13 protein-coding genes are annotated in these 19,113 nt (G+C 42.8%); 2 read left to right on the top strand and 11 right to left on the bottom strand.

What is annotated here, in order from left to right; genetic code table 11:
- Window positions 1-9 precede the first annotated feature (9 nt).
- The 6 genes from BTV98_RS04035 to BTV98_RS04060 all read right to left on the bottom strand — a co-directional run bounded on the left by BTV98_RS04035 (window position 10) and on the right by BTV98_RS04060 (window position 6,408).
- Window positions 10-369, bottom strand: a complete 360-nt coding sequence (locus tag BTV98_RS04035) for a hypothetical protein (protein WP_075102946.1) — start codon at window positions 367-369, stop codon at window positions 10-12.
- Between the two features lie 40 nt (window positions 370-409).
- Window positions 410-697 (bottom strand): type II toxin-antitoxin system RelE/ParE family toxin, encoded by a 288-nt coding sequence (locus BTV98_RS04040; protein ID WP_075102947.1) that lies wholly within the window; start codon window positions 695-697, stop codon window positions 410-412.
- Complete coding sequence (locus tag BTV98_RS04045; protein ID WP_075102948.1) at window positions 687-938, bottom strand: type II toxin-antitoxin system Phd/YefM family antitoxin; 252 nt, start codon at window positions 936-938, stop codon at window positions 687-689. Before BTV98_RS04045 ends, BTV98_RS04040 begins: the two co-directional genes overlap by 11 nt.
- 508 nt (window positions 939-1,446) lie before the next feature.
- On the bottom strand, window positions 1,447-3,063 hold the full coding sequence (locus BTV98_RS04050) for a DUF4435 domain-containing protein (protein ID WP_075102949.1): 1,617 nt from the start codon (window positions 3,061-3,063) through the stop codon (window positions 1,447-1,449).
- 174 nt (window positions 3,064-3,237) lie between these two features.
- Window positions 3,238-5,514, bottom strand: a complete 2,277-nt coding sequence (gene nrdA, locus BTV98_RS04055) for a class 1a ribonucleoside-diphosphate reductase subunit alpha (protein WP_075102950.1) — start codon at window positions 5,512-5,514, stop codon at window positions 3,238-3,240.
- A gap of 516 nt (window positions 5,515-6,030) precedes the next feature.
- Window positions 6,031-6,408 (bottom strand): YbeD family protein, encoded by a 378-nt coding sequence (locus BTV98_RS04060; RefSeq protein ID WP_083606084.1) that lies wholly within the window; start codon window positions 6,406-6,408, stop codon window positions 6,031-6,033.
- 373 nt (window positions 6,409-6,781) lie between these two features.
- On the opposite strand from BTV98_RS04060, the gene BTV98_RS04065 reads away from it, so the two are divergent.
- Window positions 6,782-7,708, top strand: a complete 927-nt coding sequence (locus BTV98_RS04065) for a bestrophin family protein (protein WP_058368716.1) — start codon at window positions 6,782-6,784, stop codon at window positions 7,706-7,708.
- A 31-nt stretch (window positions 7,709-7,739) separates the two neighbouring features.
- On the opposite strand, the gene BTV98_RS04070 is transcribed toward BTV98_RS04065, so the two are convergent.
- The 5 genes from BTV98_RS04070 to BTV98_RS04090 all read right to left on the bottom strand — a co-directional run bounded on the left by BTV98_RS04070 (window position 7,740) and on the right by BTV98_RS04090 (window position 17,317).
- Window positions 7,740-9,182, bottom strand: coding sequence for a di-heme oxidoredictase family protein (locus tag BTV98_RS04070; protein ID WP_083606086.1), 1,443 nt, complete (start codon window positions 9,180-9,182; stop codon window positions 7,740-7,742).
- Between the two features lie 181 nt (window positions 9,183-9,363).
- On the bottom strand, window positions 9,364-11,028 hold the full coding sequence (locus tag BTV98_RS04075; RefSeq protein ID WP_075102951.1) for a chromosome condensation regulator RCC1: 1,665 nt from the start codon (window positions 11,026-11,028) through the stop codon (window positions 9,364-9,366).
- 338 nt (window positions 11,029-11,366) lie between these two features.
- A complete protein-coding gene (gene rpoD, locus BTV98_RS04080; RefSeq protein WP_058368619.1) occupies window positions 11,367-13,271 on the bottom strand; it encodes an RNA polymerase sigma factor RpoD in 1,905 nt (634 codons plus the stop codon).
- Between the two features lie 422 nt (window positions 13,272-13,693).
- On the bottom strand, window positions 13,694-15,850 hold the full coding sequence (locus tag BTV98_RS04085) for a DNA primase (protein ID WP_058368620.1): 2,157 nt from the start codon (window positions 15,848-15,850) through the stop codon (window positions 13,694-13,696).
- A gap of 279 nt (window positions 15,851-16,129) precedes the next feature.
- Window positions 16,130-17,317, bottom strand: a complete 1,188-nt coding sequence (locus BTV98_RS04090) for an outer membrane protein assembly factor BamD (protein WP_058368621.1) — start codon at window positions 17,315-17,317, stop codon at window positions 16,130-16,132.
- Window positions 17,318-17,922: 605 nt separating this feature from the next.
- On the opposite strand from BTV98_RS04090, the gene BTV98_RS04095 reads away from it, so the two are divergent.
- Window positions 17,923-19,113: an RluA family pseudouridine synthase gene (locus BTV98_RS04095; RefSeq protein WP_082637998.1), complete on the top strand. Its 1,191-nt coding sequence runs from the start codon at window positions 17,923-17,925 to the stop codon at window positions 19,111-19,113.

Here is a 19,113-nt window from a genome sequence, read left to right on the forward strand (position 1 = left end):
TTGATTGTTTTATAAGTTTTCTAGCGATATTTGTTCTAGGGTTTGTCCGTCATTCATATAGGCTTTGAATATCTCGCTTAGCTCTGCATCATCTAGGGCGTCTAGCTCGTCGATTGCGCTTTTGCGTCGGGTGCTTATGCCGTCGTCATCGGTGTCTTCTGGCGGTTTTTGCTCAGCCTTTTTATTGGCTCTTTTGGTGGGTTTTTTGGGCGTTTTGGTCTCGATTGTGCCGGCGTGCTCGCTTAGCTGCTGTCGTACCTCGGCGATGTCGACGTCTACTTGTACGATATGCGAGCTACCATCGTTTAGGTCAGAAAACACGTTTGGGATAAAAAGCCCACCGTCTTTGATGATTGCGGTATATTGCACGTCTATGACCTCCGTCATTTTTATTTTGTCTGTGTTCTAATTAGGGTTGTCGCGATGTAAGGCTTTCATACACCTTATTGTTTTCTCTTTTGCCGACGGCTAGTACATAAACGACCACTACATCATCTTTGACGCTATAGACCAAACGATAGCCTACAGCACGCAATTTGATTTTATAGGTATCTGGATGTCCAGAGAGTTTTGATGCAGGCACATGAGGGTTGGATAGTCGCTGCTGCAGCTTTTTTTTAAATTGCTGCTGGATGCTTGGCGCTATCTTTTTCCATTCTTTCAACGCTAGCGGGTGAAACTCAAGACTATAAGTCATCTAACGTGACCTTGATAGGTGTTTGCCCATCATTCATCCGTGCGTTTACGGTTTGGCTAAGTGCCATATCGTCCATCGCTTCCATCATGCGCTCAAAGACGTCTGATGAGACCAAGTAAGCCACGGGTTTGTTGTGGTTTAAAATAGCAATCGACTCACCATCTGATTGTTTGATCAAGGCAGAAGGATTGTTTTTTAGCTCTGAGATACTGGCTGTTTGTGTCGCAAATATCGGTTGCATGACTCATTCTCCATTAAAATTACGCTCTAAATATAGGGCTAATTTTAGCACGAAAATTCGGTCTTATTTATTAATGTATTAAATTAAATATTTTAGTAGCCAATCCCGCCTACCGCTTGTATCTGCTTTGCCGCTGGCGTGCAGTCTATCGTGTCTGACCGCATTCCTGTTGTCTCGATACTACGTTCAGTCACAGACTTGAGGAGGGAAAAAGCAAAGCACTGCTTTGCCCCGACGCAAGAGAAAATCTATGATTTTCTGAGAGCCATCGTCTTTAGCAGGATAGTTGCTACAGAATTTGCGAAAATGCAAATTCTCTTGCGCTCAGACGAAGCAGTGCTTCGTTATTTCTTCGCTCAGGGGCTAAAAAGCCTTGTTAGGGCGTCTTTCTTTGTCCTTAACGATTCTTTTGTTTGGGCGTAATTTGTAGGGTGCTTTTTAAGTACCATCAAACACGATTTTTATATTATTAGTGCGCGGGGCGCACCCTACAAAACTATGCGAGATGTTATGTAATTTTTTCCGCAAAATCCCCAAAATAAGGTTTCAAGGCCTGTTTTATTTCTTCTATAGATTCACTATTTGCGAATCTCAACACTGTTTTTGCCAACTCTCCTTCCTTTAGTCCGAGTACAGCACTTACTTGATGAGCCAGTGATTTTCTATTGTAGACTTTCAGTAGTTGTAGATAGTTATTAGACTCTATAGCCTCAGTAAATAACGCTTCTTTTTCACTATAAATTCTATCTACTTCAATGTTATCAGTAAGTGATGACAAAGCCATCTTGAGATTGTCTTCACCAGTCGCTTTATCATTGAAACAATTTAATTGAAACTTAATCTCACTTGCTACATGTAAGGATACTTGTTTTTCAAGTTCTGACTGCAATCTGTTAATAACAAAGCTTGCAACTGCATCTGAATCCTCATCAGGATTTCTTCCAAGTCTGGCACTTACTATTTTAATCATTTCTGGGACACAAAAAAGATTCTCGACCTCTGCAACCTCTAAAGTATAAATACTATTATCTTTTAAAGATTCTATCTCATTCTCGACTCTTCTATCCCTATCTATAATTCCGTATACATCAAGGTGATGAAGCTGCCCGCTTGATTTTAATGCCTTGACAGTTGAAATAACTTCTGTACATGAACCACTTGGAATAACTAAAAAATTATCAAGTATCGCTTGGTACAGTTTCGCGTCAAAACTACCTTTAACACCTTCAACAAGTACAATAGGTTTTCTACTACCGAGTATCTCTACTAATAAATTTTCAGGTAATCCATCTACCTCTTGAACTAATTCCCAATCCCAGTTACTTCCATCATAAGATTTAAGCCATATTTTTTGAGAATTAGGTAAGGATACTGCAAAGTCAACATCATGGGTCATATAAACAAAAAGACAGTCTGGTCTTAGTTTTTGTATTTCGATCCATAGAGGAGCTTGGATAGATTTATGAAGATGTATTTCTGGCTCATCAATTATTATTACTCCATCCTCAGGTGCTGCCAAACATTGACCTATAAGATAAAAAACAACTCTTTCACCATCGCTCATCTCTGAAGCAGAATAAGCACTTTCTTCATTACCTGCTGTACAGGTTTGAACATTCAATCCATTCAAAATTAATTGTCTATGGGGTAACACCTTTTCCCAAACTTGTTTAACTAAATCTAGTTTAGTTATAGGAGCCATTACTTTATTTGAAGTACGCTTAGATTCGTTTAGATATTTTGCACTCTCATCTGTAAACTCTGAAAACAAATAAACCATGAGTTTATCGAAATCATCAAGAAGGAACGTAGCTGGAAAATTTCCCCAACGATAACCTTTTTTGTAATGAATACGATTTGATATATCAGTATTTTTGTGTCCATGTAGTAGTTCATTTTCAGCTAGTTGAATCGATTTGGGCATAACATTGTTTGGCATTGTTAGTGATTTTTGCGCAGATATACGATGCACTTTTTCTTTCTGTGGAGAATCCATCTCAATCCATGTACCAAGTCTTGTTTTACCTGAACCGTTTGCACCGATTAGAACTAAGCTTTGAAGACATTCAATTGCTTCAGTTTCATTATTTTTTCTAGGTAGATTTAAAAAAAATGTTTCTTTCATAGGTTTTTGCCTTTATATTTTTAAAGATAGTATATAAAATTTTCTTCATATACTATCTTGTCGAATCATAATTAATCAGCCATTTTAATTGTTCAAAACGGATAAGACATTTGATTTTTTGATACACCCTACGACTAACTTCAGATAGAAAAAAACACCATTTAACTAAAAATCTTAAATCTTACAAGCCCCACCAGCACAATCATCTTCCATATCCGCTTGCGCATCGTTCGCACCATCACGAGTGTTATGGTAGTACAACGTCTTCACACCCAGCTTATACGCGTTTAACAAGTCTTTTAGCAATATTTTCATCGGTACACGGCCACCAGCATAACGAACCGGATCGTAGTTGGTATTGGCAGAGATACTTTGATCGACAAACTTTTGCATGATAGCGACCAGCTTTAGGTAACCGTCATTGTTTGGCATTTGCCATAGTAGCTCGTACTGATCTTTTAGCTTATCAATCTCAGGCACGACTTGCTTTAGGATGCCATCTTTTGACGCTTTGATAGAGACCAGACCACGTGGTGGCTCGATACCATTGGTCGCGTTAGCAATCTGACTTGAGGTTTCAGACGGCATCAAGGCGGTTAGGGTAGAGTTGCGCAGACCGTGAGTGGTAATCTCACCGCGTAGCGTTTCCCAATCGAGATGTAGCGGCTCTTGGCAGATGTTATCCAAGTCTTTTTTATAGGTATCAATTGGTAAGATACCTTGCGAGTAAGTCGTCTCATTAAAAGCAGGGCACGCGCCTTGCTCTTTTGCCAACTTGTTTGATGCTTTTAAGAGATAATACTGCAGCGCTTCAAAGGTTTGATGGGTCAGACCAAGCGCACTACCGTCTGAATAGCGTACGCCATTCTTGGCAAGGTAATACGCATAGTTGATGACACCGACGCCTAGGGTACGGCGGCGCATACTGCCGTTTTCAGCGGCTTTGACAGGATAGTCTTGATAATCAAGTAAGGCATCGAGCGCGCGGACGATGAGTTCTGCGGGCTCTTCGATATCGCTGACATTCTCAACTTTACCCAAGTTGACCGCTGATAGCGTACAAAGGGCGATTTCGCCTTCTTCGTCGTTGATATTATCAAGTGGCTTGGTCGGTAGCGCGATTTCCATACAGAGATTTGACTGGCGAATCGGAGCGATGCTCGCATCAAATGGGCTATGGGTGTTGCAGTGGTCGATATTTTGAATATAAATACGTCCAGTGCTGGCGCGCTCCTGCATCATAAGGCTAAATAAGTCAGCGGCTGGCACTTGACGCTTACGAATAGAGTCATCCTGCTCGTATTTGGTATATAGCGCTTCAAACTTGTCTTGATCTTCAAAGAAAGCATCATATAAGCCAGGCGTGTCACCTGGAGAGAATAGCGAGATGTCTTGTCCTTTAATCAGACGGGTATAAAGCGTTTTATTAATCTGAACGCCGTAGTCCATATGACGAACGCGGTTGTCTTCAACGCCGCGGTTGTTTTTCAGTACCAAGAGCGACTCAACTTCTAGGTGCCATAATGGGTAGAACAATGTCGCCGCACCGCCGCGCACGCCACCTTGTGAGCAGCATTTCACTGCTGTTTGGAAAAGCTTATAAAAAGGAATACAGCCAGTATGCTGCGCTTCACCGCCACGGATAGGACTACCAAGGGCACGGATGCGACCCGCGTTGATGCCGATACCAGCACGCTGTGAGACATAACGCACGATGGCGCTAGTGGTGGCATTGATTGAGTCTAGGCTATCACCGCATTCGATCAAGACGCACGAGCTAAACTGACGTGATGGGGTACGCACACCCGACATGATAGGCGTCGGTAGTGAGATTTTGAACTGTGAGGTCGCATCATAGAAGCGTTTGACATAGCTTATGCGCTCAGCTTTGTCATAGTTGGCAAACAGACACATACCAACCAGCATATATAAAAACTGCGGACTCTCATAAACCGTCTTGGTGACGCGATCTTGCACAAGGTACTTACCCGCCATTTGCTCAACGGCTGCGTAGGCAAGGTTCATATCGCGCCAGTGGTCAAGGTATTCTTCTAACTCATCAAACTCGCTACGGCTATAATCGGCTAGGATATGCTCATCGTATTTGCCAGCGTTGGTAAGGGTAGTCACATGATCAAATAGGTGCGGCGGTGTAAATTTGTTATAAGCAATCTTACGTAAATGAAAGATTGCCAAACGCGCGGCCAAATATTGATAGTCGGGGGTGTCTTCAGAGATAAGGTCAGCGGCTGATTTGATGATGGTCTCATGGATATCACGAGTTTTGATACCCTCGTAAAACTGAATGTGCGACTTGAGCTCAACTTGTGAGACTGACACATTATCCAAATCATGAGCTGCCCATGCGATAACCTTATGAATTTTATCTAAATCAATAGGCTCTAAACGTCCGTCGCGTTTGGTCACTTGAATCTTATCGATATGTGTCATGTTACCCTCTATTATGGTTTGCTGATATTTACTTTACGTCGATTAAATCTCGCAAAGTTTTTTGTTCTGCTATAACAAGGTGTTACGATGGCTGAAGTTTTTTGGACAACAGTTTGCCGTAGCACATAGTGATGAATAAAATCACTGAGCACTAGATATAGCGTTTGTATTAGTAAGTAGGCACAATATAGCGGGAAAATTTTGAAAATGCTATATTGATTTTAGAAGAAAACTATGTTGCTACAAGGTAGTAGCATGTCCAAAATTTGGCAAAGGACGATGGGATAAGGGTTAGACGCGATTGTCTCAAATAATAAAATTTTTTGTAAAAAAGTGGTTATTACTTTATTTTTATTAGTCGACAATTCCTTGATTATTTATAGATAGAATCGAGTCAGTCATCGCGGTGCCGATTGTACAGTAGACCAAAAAAAATCGCCACCCATATAAGTGACGATTACGGTATTAAAACGCTAAATTTGGTTTGAAATTTCGGTTGGCGTTAACGTATACGTTTTATACAACCATGCGCACCGTTTTAGCGCTATCGAGTGCCGCATATAATCGATTGACTTGCTCAGCCTCAGTCAGATACAGATTGACGCGTGCTGAATGGAAGCGACCTGTTTTTGAAGGTTTGACATCTATTGAGGCCAAATCAAAATCAGGGAACTGACTACCAAGGATAAGCTTGACTTCATTGAGCAAGCTTTCATGCTCGCCTTCATGACCGATGATACTCATCGGGTAGTTCATCGGAAAGTCCCATAGCTCTGGGGTTTGAATGTCAGTTTTTTTGCCTTTTAACACACCGTCATTGGGAGTTAAGTCCGTAACATTGACAGCTCGGTGAGAAGTCGCGTTTTGGCCGTTATCTTTTGGGTCATCACTCATGATGGAGTCCTTATTTTTTGTTGAAATATTGGCTTGCACATTGTTTTAACCACATAAAAAAACCTGAGACTCGCTCAGTTCTTTGGTAGATGTCATTCTTAAATGAGTACGTTTATTATGTGCGGTCGCTGTATTCACTATTTATAGTGGCATTTGGATATTATTCAAGTACTGTGTTGCCTGTGACAAGACATTATAAAATGATAGTCGGTATTAGCAATTTAAAATCTTTTCATCAAGCATTACCTATATTATGATGCAGTACATTAACTGCGTCTTAGTACTTGAGAGTTGGTACTTAAGAATTGTTACGTAAGACGCAGCGTAGTTTTATTATTACAGTATTTACAGACAACTTCGCTAGGAAGCTGACATGATTGTCCGGCAAACACCCAATGCTCTCAAGATATTTTTTACTCTTCGCGGCTCAATCATTCCAAAGATCTATCCGCAGATTTTGTTGGTTACTCTGCTAAGTACACTTATAACGGTTATTCAGCATGAGTTTCCGCGCTCTTTTCCATCTTACACTATGGCGCCTTTTACGGTGTTTGGGATCGCTTTATCGTTGTTTCTTGGCTTTCGTAATAATGCAAGTTATCAGCGCTGGTGGGAGGCGCGAGGACTGTGGGGACAGCTGGTTTATGAAGCTCGCAGCTTTAGCCGTCAAGTGCTCTCGTTTATAGATGAAAAAGACGAGCATGGGCGGGACACCCAGCGCTATATGATTTATCTTACGATTGCTTTTACCCATGCTGTGCGCCATCGGCTTCGTGGTACGGCGCCTTGGCAAGATGTCGAGCGTTTTGTGGCGCCTATACATCATGCCAGCATGCGCCAGTCGCGAAACCTACCTGATTATTTAATGCGATTGCTGGGTAAGCGGCTTGGTGATAGTCGGCGTCAGCGCTTATCATCGGAGCAGATGATACAAAACATGGACGAACGTCTTACTTCTATGACTATCGTCTTAGCCGCTTGTGAGCGTATTCATAATACGCCTTTACCATTTGCTTATATGCTATTGGTACACCGTACGACTTATCTGTATTGTTTTATGTTGCCTTTTGGCTTGGTTTCCTCACTGGGCTGGGTGACCCCTTTAATCTGTGCTGGGATTGCTTATACCTTTTTTGGTTTAGATGCGCTTAGTGAAGAGTTAGAAGAGCCTTTTGGTTTTGCAGCCAATCAGCTGCCTCTAACAGCTTTGTCACGCACGATCGAAATCAATTTGCTAGAGGCAATAGGAGAAACCGATCTACCGCCCGATATCGCCCCTAAAAATGGATATCTACCATAGACAGGTGCTCGAAAGGTAGATACTCAAGATCTTAGATGCCGTTTAAGAATGAAAGCAGCATTTTTTTTTGTTCAACAGGCAACTGCTTAAAACGTATTTTTGCGCCTTCTGCTTCACCGCCATGCCACAATATTGCCTCAGTCAGACTACTGGCGCGACCATCATGCAAAAAGCGCGCTTCTGGGTCTTGTGCTACGATTCCAATACCCCATAACGGTGGTGTACGCCATTCGAAGCTTTCAGCATTCTTTTCTTTCACGCCATCATCAAGCCCAGCGCCCATATCATGAAGCAGTAAATCGGTATAAGGGTAGATAGTTTGTTGTGATAACAATGGAAAACGGTCACTATTGCCGGTTCTTTGCTTGGGCGTATGACAGCCAGCACAGCCGACTTGGGTAAAAAGATTGGCACCTTTATTAAAAGTTGATAAATTGCCCGTTCGACGCTCAGGAACTGCAAGCGCTGTCATAAAATCAGTCACAGCATCCAAGCTACTGTCTGAGACCTCTGGCGTACCGCCATTTTCTGCTGTCCAACAAATTGGCTGATTAACCGTACAGTTAGGATCCATAAATATCGAAGTAGTTAAGCCCATGTCTTGCGACATGGCATTGGCGTTTTGGGTACGCAGACTTGAGTTGATCGCTTTCCAACCAAAGCGGCCGATTCGTTGATCAGGGCCTTCATTGACCCAGTGCACACGGCCACTGATTCCATCTTTAGCGTCAGAGGCGGCGATAATATCAGCCTCAGGGATGAGATCAAGCAAACCCATACCGACCAGTTGCGGCGAGATACGTCCGCTAATAGCGGTATCTCCTAAAGGTTGGTTAGAATCCGTTGGGGTAAATTCGAATCTTATACTTCTAGACTTTTTGTCGTCTTCGACAGTAGCGATATAGCGCATTTTGCCTTCGGTAGCGATACTGGCGTCGATACTTTGATGCTGCATTTGCTCACCATAATAAGCATGAGCCACTCCTTGTGCATCGCCTAGTCTAAATAAAATGGCGTTGCTTAGCTCACCGTCGTTGGCATAGATAGGTTTGCGTCCCTCTGCGCTGTGGCACTGAGTGCAGGCATTGGCATTAAACAGTGGCCCAACACCGTCAAACAGTACGCGACCTTGGTTGGCGGGCGTCCATTGGGTGATAAATAACTCACGTCCTGGCGAAACACCACCTAAGGCACTGCTTGGAAGATTGGGCATGATTTGTAAAAACGGTTGCGAGATATCGGCTGTGATCGTTGCGCTGCCGCCTGCTGGTCGCCAATCGGTATCGGCTTTTGTCTCATCAGGTGTGTTTGGTGAGGAAGGATTGCTAGGTAAGTTGGGTGTGCTAGATGCGTTATCGTCTGAGCCACCGCAAGCGCTCAGTATTAGAGTCATACCCAAGCAGAGCAGGGCATTACGCATAGCAGGTAATGCTGATATGTGGAAAATGGTTGGTCGATGGAGGCGACAAGACATGGGATTACCTAAAGTGGTTATAAATCAGTACAATCAAATAATGAATAAAAATGAGTAAGCTTGATCGTTAATTAAAAAGGGCGACATAAAATATGCAGCCCTTTTTTTACTTAACGATTATGTTTTTGTAGCTCTTTATAAGTTTTAGTCGGCAAGATTGAAGCAAATAAGCCGTTGCTGCTTATAGTTGGCTTGGCAAGCTAACAGGGATAGGGGTGTTATACATCCAAACATGCGTGGTGTCTTTGTTGCCTAATGAGCCCTCAAAGCTCCAGCCCCAAGTAAATAAAGAACCATGTTGAAGAGATGAACTGTTATCTTGGTTGAGCAACTTTTCATGAGCAATAAGATGCATAGCGCCCATTGCCATATTGTCGATATTTTGTAGATTGGGCAGTTTGTCAGTTGGCTCATCTAGATCGTTATAAATGGTTTTACCTGCGCCATTTGTTTCGCCAAACATACCCCAAGGATATACTTGTCCGTTATCTAGTAATGCGTAGCTGGCATTGCCATTAGCATAAATACGGCGTACATCTTTATCCGCGAACCATGGTAGTTTGGTAGGTGTTGCAATGATATCGTCCCAAGCTTTTTCGGTATCGCTGAATATTTCACCGTTATAGCCTATTTGGCTTGTGGCATTGAGCCCCCAACCATAGACCGACTCTCTATTGGTCAAAGCCAACACATGGTCACGGCCAGCGGCAAGCTGAGTTACTTTTTCTACCTCTTTAGCAATACTCGCATCAGCGATTTGGGTAACATCACTCTGAGCGTTTTCGATGATATTTATAAAGACAGGGGTTGCATTGATATTGACGCACTCATTGGCATTGGTACATGCTTTGCCTTTCCCAAGATTGGCATAAGCGTCGCTACCCCAACCCCAAACTTGACCTTTATCATCTAAGGCGTAGGAACTATTGGCACTGGCAACTACTTGTACAATATGCCCAATGTCGGTTGCTGCTGAGAAGTCTACTTTGACCGGTATGCTACTGCCATTTGTACTAGCAGCAGGGCCATTACCAAGTTGACCTTCACCGTTAGCACCAAATGCCCAAACGTTGCCGTCTTTAGTGAGTACCAAGTTGTGCTTGTAACCGGCGGCTACCATGACTGCATCTTCGATACCTTGAACAGCACCGATATCAAGGCGACAGTCTTCAACTTTACTACAGCTATTACGACCTGTTGTGCCGCGTCCCAATTGCCCATATTTGTCTTCGCCCCAGCTGTAAACTTGTCCGTTTTGGTCAATAGAGAGCGAATGGTTTTGGTTAAAACTAACAGATACTAGGTTTTGTGGCGCATTGTTTATGAGCATTGGCGTATCTGGATGTCCCATGAGGTCTGTTATTTTCGTTGTCAGCCCAAGACCGGTTTGACCATAATTGTTTCGACCCCAACTGTACAACTGTCCATCACGAAGGGCAGCAGTATGTGAGCCACCTGCCGCTATGGTGTCGCCTAAATAGATGGTTTTGGTAGAGCGCATCGTGTTATTAGCGTTATCTGTAGCCTCTAAAGTGATTTTATTGCGACCTAACATTAAAAAGACAGTCTCACTAAAATAGCCTTCAGCATCGACCTTTAGCGTATGTACTGGTTCTTCATTGAGTTGATAAGTAAATGACTTGATACCGTTGTTATCTTGTACTTGTCCTGAGACAGATACGGCAGCAACGGCACTATAGCCATCAGAAAAACTGCTATCAGTTGTCAGTAATGGCGGTGTCCCATCGATAATAGGAGTTGTTACTTTTTTATCATCGCCACAAGCGGTTAAAGCCAGTACAGTAGTCATAACAGCTAGTGTCTGAGCTAAATGGGATAAACGCATAGAACCTCAATAAGTGCAAAATATATGCAAAGTAGAATAAATAACAGGAAAGATATTAGAAATATTAGATGCGAATGATATTACAAATAAGAATCATTATCAATATAAAAATAAGAATGGCGATAAATATGGTAGCTTGGTTATTATTTTGCGCTAATTTTATTGTTTATATTGTTATGTATCTATTTTAATCGAGGACCAAACATAACGATTAAGTGGTAGGGAGTTGTATGAGACATTTTAAATTAAGATGATAAAGCAAAAAAAAGCTGAGACACGCTCAGCTTTTTGATTTAATTCCAAGAACGTTTTTATACGTTTAGCAATGCTTAGATAAACTAGTCATTTTCTAAGAAAGAACGCAAGTGCTCAGAGCGCGAAGGGTGACGTAATTTACGTAATGCTTTTGCCTCAATTTGACGGATACGCTCACGCGTGACATCGAACTGCTTGCCGACTTCTTCTAGAGTATGGTCTGTTGGCATATCGATACCGAAACGCATTTTTAGCACACGTGCTTCACGCTCAGTTAAGTTACCAAGTACATCACGAGTGGCTTCTTGCAGGCCAGCGGCCGTCGCATCGTCGACTGGGCTTGAGATAGTACCATCTTCGATAAAGTCACCTAGGTGCGAGTCTTCATCATCACCGATTGGCGTCTCCATAGAGATAGGCTCTTTGGCAATCTTTAGTACTTTACGGACTTTGACTTCGTCCATCTCTAAGCGTTCGCCTAATTCCTCGGGTGTCGGCTCGCGGCCCATCTCTTGTAGTAGCTGACGTGAGACACGGTTTATTTTGTTAATGGTCTCAATCATATGCACAGGGATACGGATGGTACGTGCTTGGTCAGCGATAGAGCGGGTAATTGCCTGACGGATCCACCACGTAGCATACGTTGAAAACTTATAACCACGGCGGTACTCAAACTTATCTACCGCTTTCATCAGACCGATATTACCTTCTTGAATCAAATCCAAGAACTGTAGACCGCGGTTGGTGTACTTCTTCGCGATAGAAATGACTAGGCGTAAGTTGGCCTCGACCATCTCTTTTTTGGCTCGGCGTGCTTTGGCTTCACCAATCGCCATACCGCGTGCCACATCTTTCATGTCATTGATTTCCATGTCGAGCTTTTGCTCATAATCACGGATTCTACGTTGTAATAAAATAACATCATCAATGACTTTTTCTAAGCTCTCAGCAAAAGCAGGCTTACCTTTTAGACGTTCAGTGAGCCAATCAACGTTGGTTTCGTTACTTGGAAAAGTCTTACGGAATTCAGAACGCGGCATACGACCACGGCGAATCACCAAACGCATAATCTGACGCTCTTGCTTACGTACGTCATCATACACATCATGCATGATAGCCATGACTTGATCTGACAGACGGTTGTTAAGCTTTAGCATCATAAAGCGGCTGGCAAGCTGTTCATACGCTTCATCAGCTTGTGCGCTACCACGACCATAATCAAGCAGTGCTTGTTTGGCTTTGATAAATAAATGCTCAATTTCTTCTAAACGCAAGCGTACTTCTTCTGGATCGATACCGCCAGTTTCTTCTTCAGCATCATCGCTGTCATCGACATCTATATCATCGCTATCTTCATCGTCATCATCATCTTTTTCAGCCTCAGCTTTTGCATTGGCTTTAGTCTTCATAACTAGGATTTTTTCTTTCTCTTTTTCTTCTTTAGCTGCTGCTATGTCTTCATCCGTCTCAGGATCTAAAAAACCAGTGATAACATCAGAGAGTTTCTTTTCACCGTCTTGGACTTTTTGGTATTCATCAAGAACAAATTGTACGGTACCCGGCCAGTAAGCCATTGCATGCTGCACATCACGAATACCTTCTTCGATACGCTTGGCAATAGCAATCTCGCCTTCACGAGTGAGCAAATCAACTGTACCCATCTCGCGCATATACATACGTACAGGGTCAGTGGTGCGACCAGGCTCAGTTTCGACGGAAGCCAATACAGCCGCTGCTTCATCAGCTGCCATATCGTCGTCGCTTGAATCATCGTTCATCAAGATATCATCAGCGTCAGGCGCGGCCTCAAAGATTTTGATGCCGACGTCAGTGAGCATTTGGACAATGTCTTCGATCTGGTCGCTTTCTGTAATAGAGTCAGGCAGCTGGTCGTTCACCTCAGCATAGGTAAGATACCCTTGCTCTTTGCCCATTTGGATTAAGGTGGCCAGTTGAGACGTGGAATTGGAAACTGACTTATCGCTCATAAATACTCACTTGCTTGCGTCGGGCATTTTCGTAACATAACAGACTATCGCTTGTTCGGTGCGCTGATCTAATCGACAGATTGATCACATAAAAAGCGTAGAAATTGTCAATAATAACGAAAATGAGTTGATATGAATAAAGGCTCAAAAAACTACAATATAATGGCTAAATAAAAACTTGCTAAAAACACGACTTAAAAATAAAGCAATATAACTGTATTTAAAAATAACAGTCAATATTGACAGCGGCATAGTTTAACACAGACCACCGCTATCAAGCACAAGACAGCCAATCAGTTGCTGTTTATATTATAGTCAATGTGTGCTTGCCATAATCATAGATGATGGGGGCAATGGCCAATGTTTTAAAGGGTCAATATTTTATCTATTATTGAATAACCCAAAGTGGTCTTCAATTGGGATTAAACGCTTATCATTGATGCAGATTGCTCTGCTTGCTGCGCTCGCAACCAGTCATTTAGTAGTTGTGTCTGTTTACGTACGATCGCAAGTCTAACATGATCTGGGTTTTTAATAAGATCTTGCATCTTTTTTTGCATATGAAGCTTAAGTAACTGCATGACTAGGTTTTCGATCAATTCATCAACGCTTAATATATTTCTGGTGGTTAATGTCTTATAAAAAGGGCCCCAACTACGGCTTAATGTCTCTTGGGTAATAGGCTGTACGTTTGACATAATAAAATGTGCAGCAGCGTTTGCATCCGTTGGTAGATAGACCAAGCAGCGTTTAATCGTATTGACAACATCGAGCAATGGAGCATCATGTAAGTCTTCCCATGCTAATGGCCGACATGCATCCAAAGGCGCTTTTTGTTTGATATGAGCAGGCAAATTTAAACTATTGATACCTGCTTTTTGCCAGATTGATTCGATGGTGTCTTCTTGCAGTACGCGGGGCTGAAATAAAAAACACAGCTGCAACTGCTGGCTGATGGTCATATCACCATCAAAATTGAGCAGCGCGTCTTTGGCTTCGACATTTTGGCTGCGTTTACCACCCAGTTTTTGGTATATATCATTATTAAGCAAATACCGAAAACTACTGCCTTTTGGTAATGCCGTGGTCAATGAGCGCACTTGTGACATCAGCTTGGCTTTGCCTTCTGCCAATGCCAAATCGTAACGCTCACTTAAATAAGCAAAAATGTATTGTGACAATGGCTTTGCATTGACGATTTGTTCACGCATAGCATCACTGCCATTTGCTTTAATAAAGGTATCAGGATCATGACCATTGGGTAAGGTCAAAAACCGCAGCTCTTTATCATCGGACAGTACTGGCAGGGCAACTTCAAGAGTACGCCAAGCGGCTCTTTGTCCTGCGCTATCACCATCAAAACTGAGCGTCAATGTCGGGTTTAGAGTGAGTAGACGCGAAATTTGGCTCTCATTAATGGCAGTGCCCATAGATGCGACCGCGCCGTATATACCTGCTTGGTAAAGGGCGATCACATCCATATAGCCTTCGACCACAAGCCAGTTATCGGCACGCTGCTGGCGTGATTCATAATAGCCGTATAGTACATGCTGTTTATGAAAGACAGGTGAGTCAGAGGAGTTGATGTATTTGGGCTTCACGTCATCGTCTAATGCGCGACCACCAAACCCAATTATGCGTCCTTGATTGTCACGAATCGGAAAGATGACCCGATCGCGAAGCAAATCATAGTCGCGTCCAGACTCCGACTGTCGTACCAAGCCCAAGGCTTTAAGTCCTTCAATGTCTTGTGGAAACTGATGCTCAAGGTGCTGCCAGCCAAATGGTGCATAACCTAACCCAAAAGTTTTAAGAGTCTCTTCAGTGATACCACGTGTCATAAAGTAATGCTTGGCATGAGGATGCGTGGTTAGATTATGCTGATAAAACTGCTGAATTTGATCCAATAGCTCGTATAAGTTGCCATCTTGCTCAGCATTGTTACTGCCGTTATCGCCAGTCAGCCCCTTATTTGTCTCTGTTAACCAAGCAGGCGGATAGCCATTTTCATTATCATTTTGATAATCTGAGCCATAAGCATCTATTGGATAAGGAGCTGGATCGTAAGCATCTAATGGTGGATAGTCATCGTAACCAACATTGTCGCTATAGACAGGTTGATCGTTATAACCGAGTTGACTTGCTCCTTGATTACTTAGGTCAGATACGACAGAAGGAGTATGAGCGGTCTGTGTTTGGTTTTGCAGATCAACAGTCGGACTAGGCACTGATGGTGGCGCTGTTGGCTTGGGTGCACGACGCTGATAACTGACGTTACGTTGCTCATCTTTTGGCACTTCAATGCCAGTTTGTTTTGACAGCTCATTGACCGCTTCGATAAAGGTTAAGCTTTCATAATCGCGCAAAAAGCTAATGGCATTACCGCCGACATTACAGCCAAAGCAATGATAAATGTTTTTTTGTGGATTGACATAAAACGAAGGCGACTTTTCGCCATGGAACGGACAGCACCCTTTATATTCACTACCAGCGCGTTTAAGCGTGGTGTGACGACCAATGATGCTGATCAAGTCAGCTTGGCTGTTTAATTGTTCAAGAATATGATTGGGGATACTCATGAGAAAGGACAGTTTATCATAGAAAAATGCAAAAGTTATTTTAACACTTTTATTATTTGCAATAAGTACTCATAGATTATTAAAGGAGATATAACGCACAGTAGTAATACTTTATAACAAAAAATAGCCTAAGCAGATCGGAGCTTGAATTTATTTACTGAATGGTGATAAATGAGGTTTGTCAAACCAATAAGCAAATAAGACCAACTATACAGTTGATCTTATTTTTAACGGATCATAGACGAGTGTAAGAATTAGCAGAATAAGTACAGCGAGTGTTTAGTTATTGTCGTTCAGTTCTACTGTATTACTATTACTATCGTTCGGTAGCGTGGTACGGCGCATCGGGTTCATGTTTTGTGGATCGACACTTGCCTCTCTAGCGGTAGATCCTGTGCTAGCCTGATCGGTCACGCGCTCGGTTGAGCTTTCAGGTAGACCCAAGCCTATATTGACACCGCTGTTGCTACGGGTTGGTGCGCCGCTAGTAGTAGGAGCAGCAGCATTATCAGCTGGCAATCTGAGCTGAGTGGCCGCTCGAATGATTTGAGTTTTGGTGGCGCCAGTATATTCACCATCATTCATAGGCACATCTTTTAAGCTTGCGCGGCCAAGCTGGCCAAAGGTCAGTTTATTTAACCAAGAACGGTCAGCTTTGGTAGACAGTCTGACACGGCCATCATTAGTGAGCCATTCTGGATAGTTGATTTGGAGCAGGGTTTTATACTCTTGTGCCAAGTCAGTCAATCCTAACTGCTGATGACTATAAGCAAGGATGGCGATCGCTTCTGGTACTGCTTCACTAAGTGGATAATACTGAAATACCCATTTGGCACGGTTGACCGCGGCGACATGCGCTTCACGTTCGATATACCAGTTGGCTGCGGTCAGCTCACTACGAGCAAACTGATTATAAATAAAGGTCATACGCTGCGCTGCATCTGGCGCATATGGGCTGTTAGGGTATTTATTGATGAGCTCTTGGAAATTGGCAAAGGCAATACGCAAATAGGCAGTATCGCGCTCAGACTGATCCATCTTGAACAGTCTAAGACCCTCAGATGAGCCTTGCATGTTGGCCACACCGCGTACGTAGTATGCATAACTTACTTGCGGGTTGGCAGGGTAGAGGCTGATGAATCGATCTGCACTTGCTGCTGCTGTCTCAAAGCTGCCACTTGCATATTGAGCATACATAATATCAAGCAGCGCTTGTTCAGCATATTGTCCCGTTGGATAGAAGGTACGTAAACTGGTCAGATCTTCTATCGCTTGTATATAGCGGCCTTTATCAATCTGAGTGATAGCGTCGTTATAATAACCTTGCTCTGATTTTTCAGCCGTTTCGACCGCTTCGCTGTCTGTATTTGTCAGGTTTTTAAAAGTCTGACAGCCGACCAAGTTTACACTTAGAGCAAGCAAGGTCACTGATGAGATTTTGATAAACGTGTTGCCAATAGGGCGCATACTTCTTCTCCGGCACAAGGCGCACAATAGCGGTGACACTATCGCACTAATAACAAAGTTGATGATAAAAGGCTGATTATTAAATTATAAGATAACAACGTCCAAAACAGCAAAGCAACAAGATATAAAGTAACTAGCGGCTTATAATCGAACATAGCATACAGCAAAATCACGTTTACTTTATAGAATAACGTCTGCTTCGTCTATTTTTTCGTGCGCTATTTTGTAGTCAGATAACAACATAGTAGGGTCTGACGTGATAAATTTTGGATAGTTTAGCATGAGCACCTGCGCTGAGCGACGACAAATGTTGCTATTCATCTTTAATATACAGTAAATTACGGCAACGTTATATTATAGAGAGTTATCAGTATACCCCTTCATATGACGTGATCTTAGTAATAAAGAAGAGATAACTGTGCGTAAGCATAGGGTGAAAGGTTCTTAGCGTGGTACACTATGACGATATTTAACCAGCTTTTTATTGGAATTTTTGAAGGTTCTTACTTAAATATTCAATATATCGCGGCTTTATAAAGTTAATCCTTATGACCTATTCTTTTATGATTACGGTCACCTACGAATCTGCTACGAACAATAATGCTATGACCACAAACACAACACCGAAACAAACATCAGAGACTAAATTGTCAGCACAACAGTCATCTATGCAAGATGAATTGACAATCAATGGCTCAAGCCTTGATGCTGATTTACTTGATGAGAGTTTGTCTGATGATGAGTTAGCATCTACTTATGAAGAAATCGACGACGATGAAGATCATAATGAGTATGATAGCGATGTTACCTCTGTAGCTGGACAAGCCATACCGCAAGTTATTGACATGACGCATACGGTTACTGAAAAAGAAGCAGGTCTACGTATAGATAAGCTTGCTTCACAGGTTTTTACCGACTTTTCGCGAGCGCAGTTACAAGGCTGGGTTGGCGATGGTAGCTTGTTACATAACTGTAGCGTGCAAAAGCCTAAACAACGCGTCAAAGCTGGAGACGTCATACATCTGTCTACGACATTGCAGCAACATAGCGAAGATCAGCCAGAAAACATCGCCATCAATGTCGTTTACGAAGATGATGATGTGCTGGTGATTGATAAGCCTGTCGGTATGGTGGTCCATCCTGGGGCGGGCAATCAGACAGGCACTTTGGTCAATGCATTACTGTATCATTATCCACAGCAGCATCACTTACCACGCGCAGGCTTGGTACATCGTATTGATAAAGATACTTCAGGTCTTTTGCTGATTGGGAAAACTAAGCCTGCGCAAATGGCGTTAATGGAGCAGCTAAAGGACAAGTCTGTTTATCGTCACTATCAGTGTGTCGTAGCAGGGGACGCGGCAAGTTTATTGCGCCATCGCCGTATCGATGCACCCATTGGTCGCCATCGTAATCAGCGCACAAAGATGACGGTGATGACCGCTGGACGTGAGGCTGTAACGCACTTATTAAACGTCACACCGCTCAATGATAATTACTGTTTACTGGATGTCGGTCTCGAGACGGGTCGTACTCACCAGATTCGTGTACACCTAAGCCATATCACTTATCCGATAGTCGGTGACCGTGTCTATGGTGGACGTCGCCAACTGCGAGCAGGATTGACAGAAGCGCAGCGCCAAGCGATTGGTAATTTCCCAAGACAAGCGTTGCACGCATATACTTTGGGGTTTGTGCATCCAACAACGGGTGAGGATATCGAAGTGACGACCCCCATCCCTGAAGATATGCAAAAACTCATATCAGTGTTAACTGATGGCTACGATGACGAATAA

The sequence above is a fragment of the Psychrobacter sp. Cmf 22.2 genome, assembly GCF_001921745.1.
Taxonomy (GTDB): domain Bacteria; phylum Pseudomonadota; class Gammaproteobacteria; order Pseudomonadales; family Moraxellaceae; genus Psychrobacter.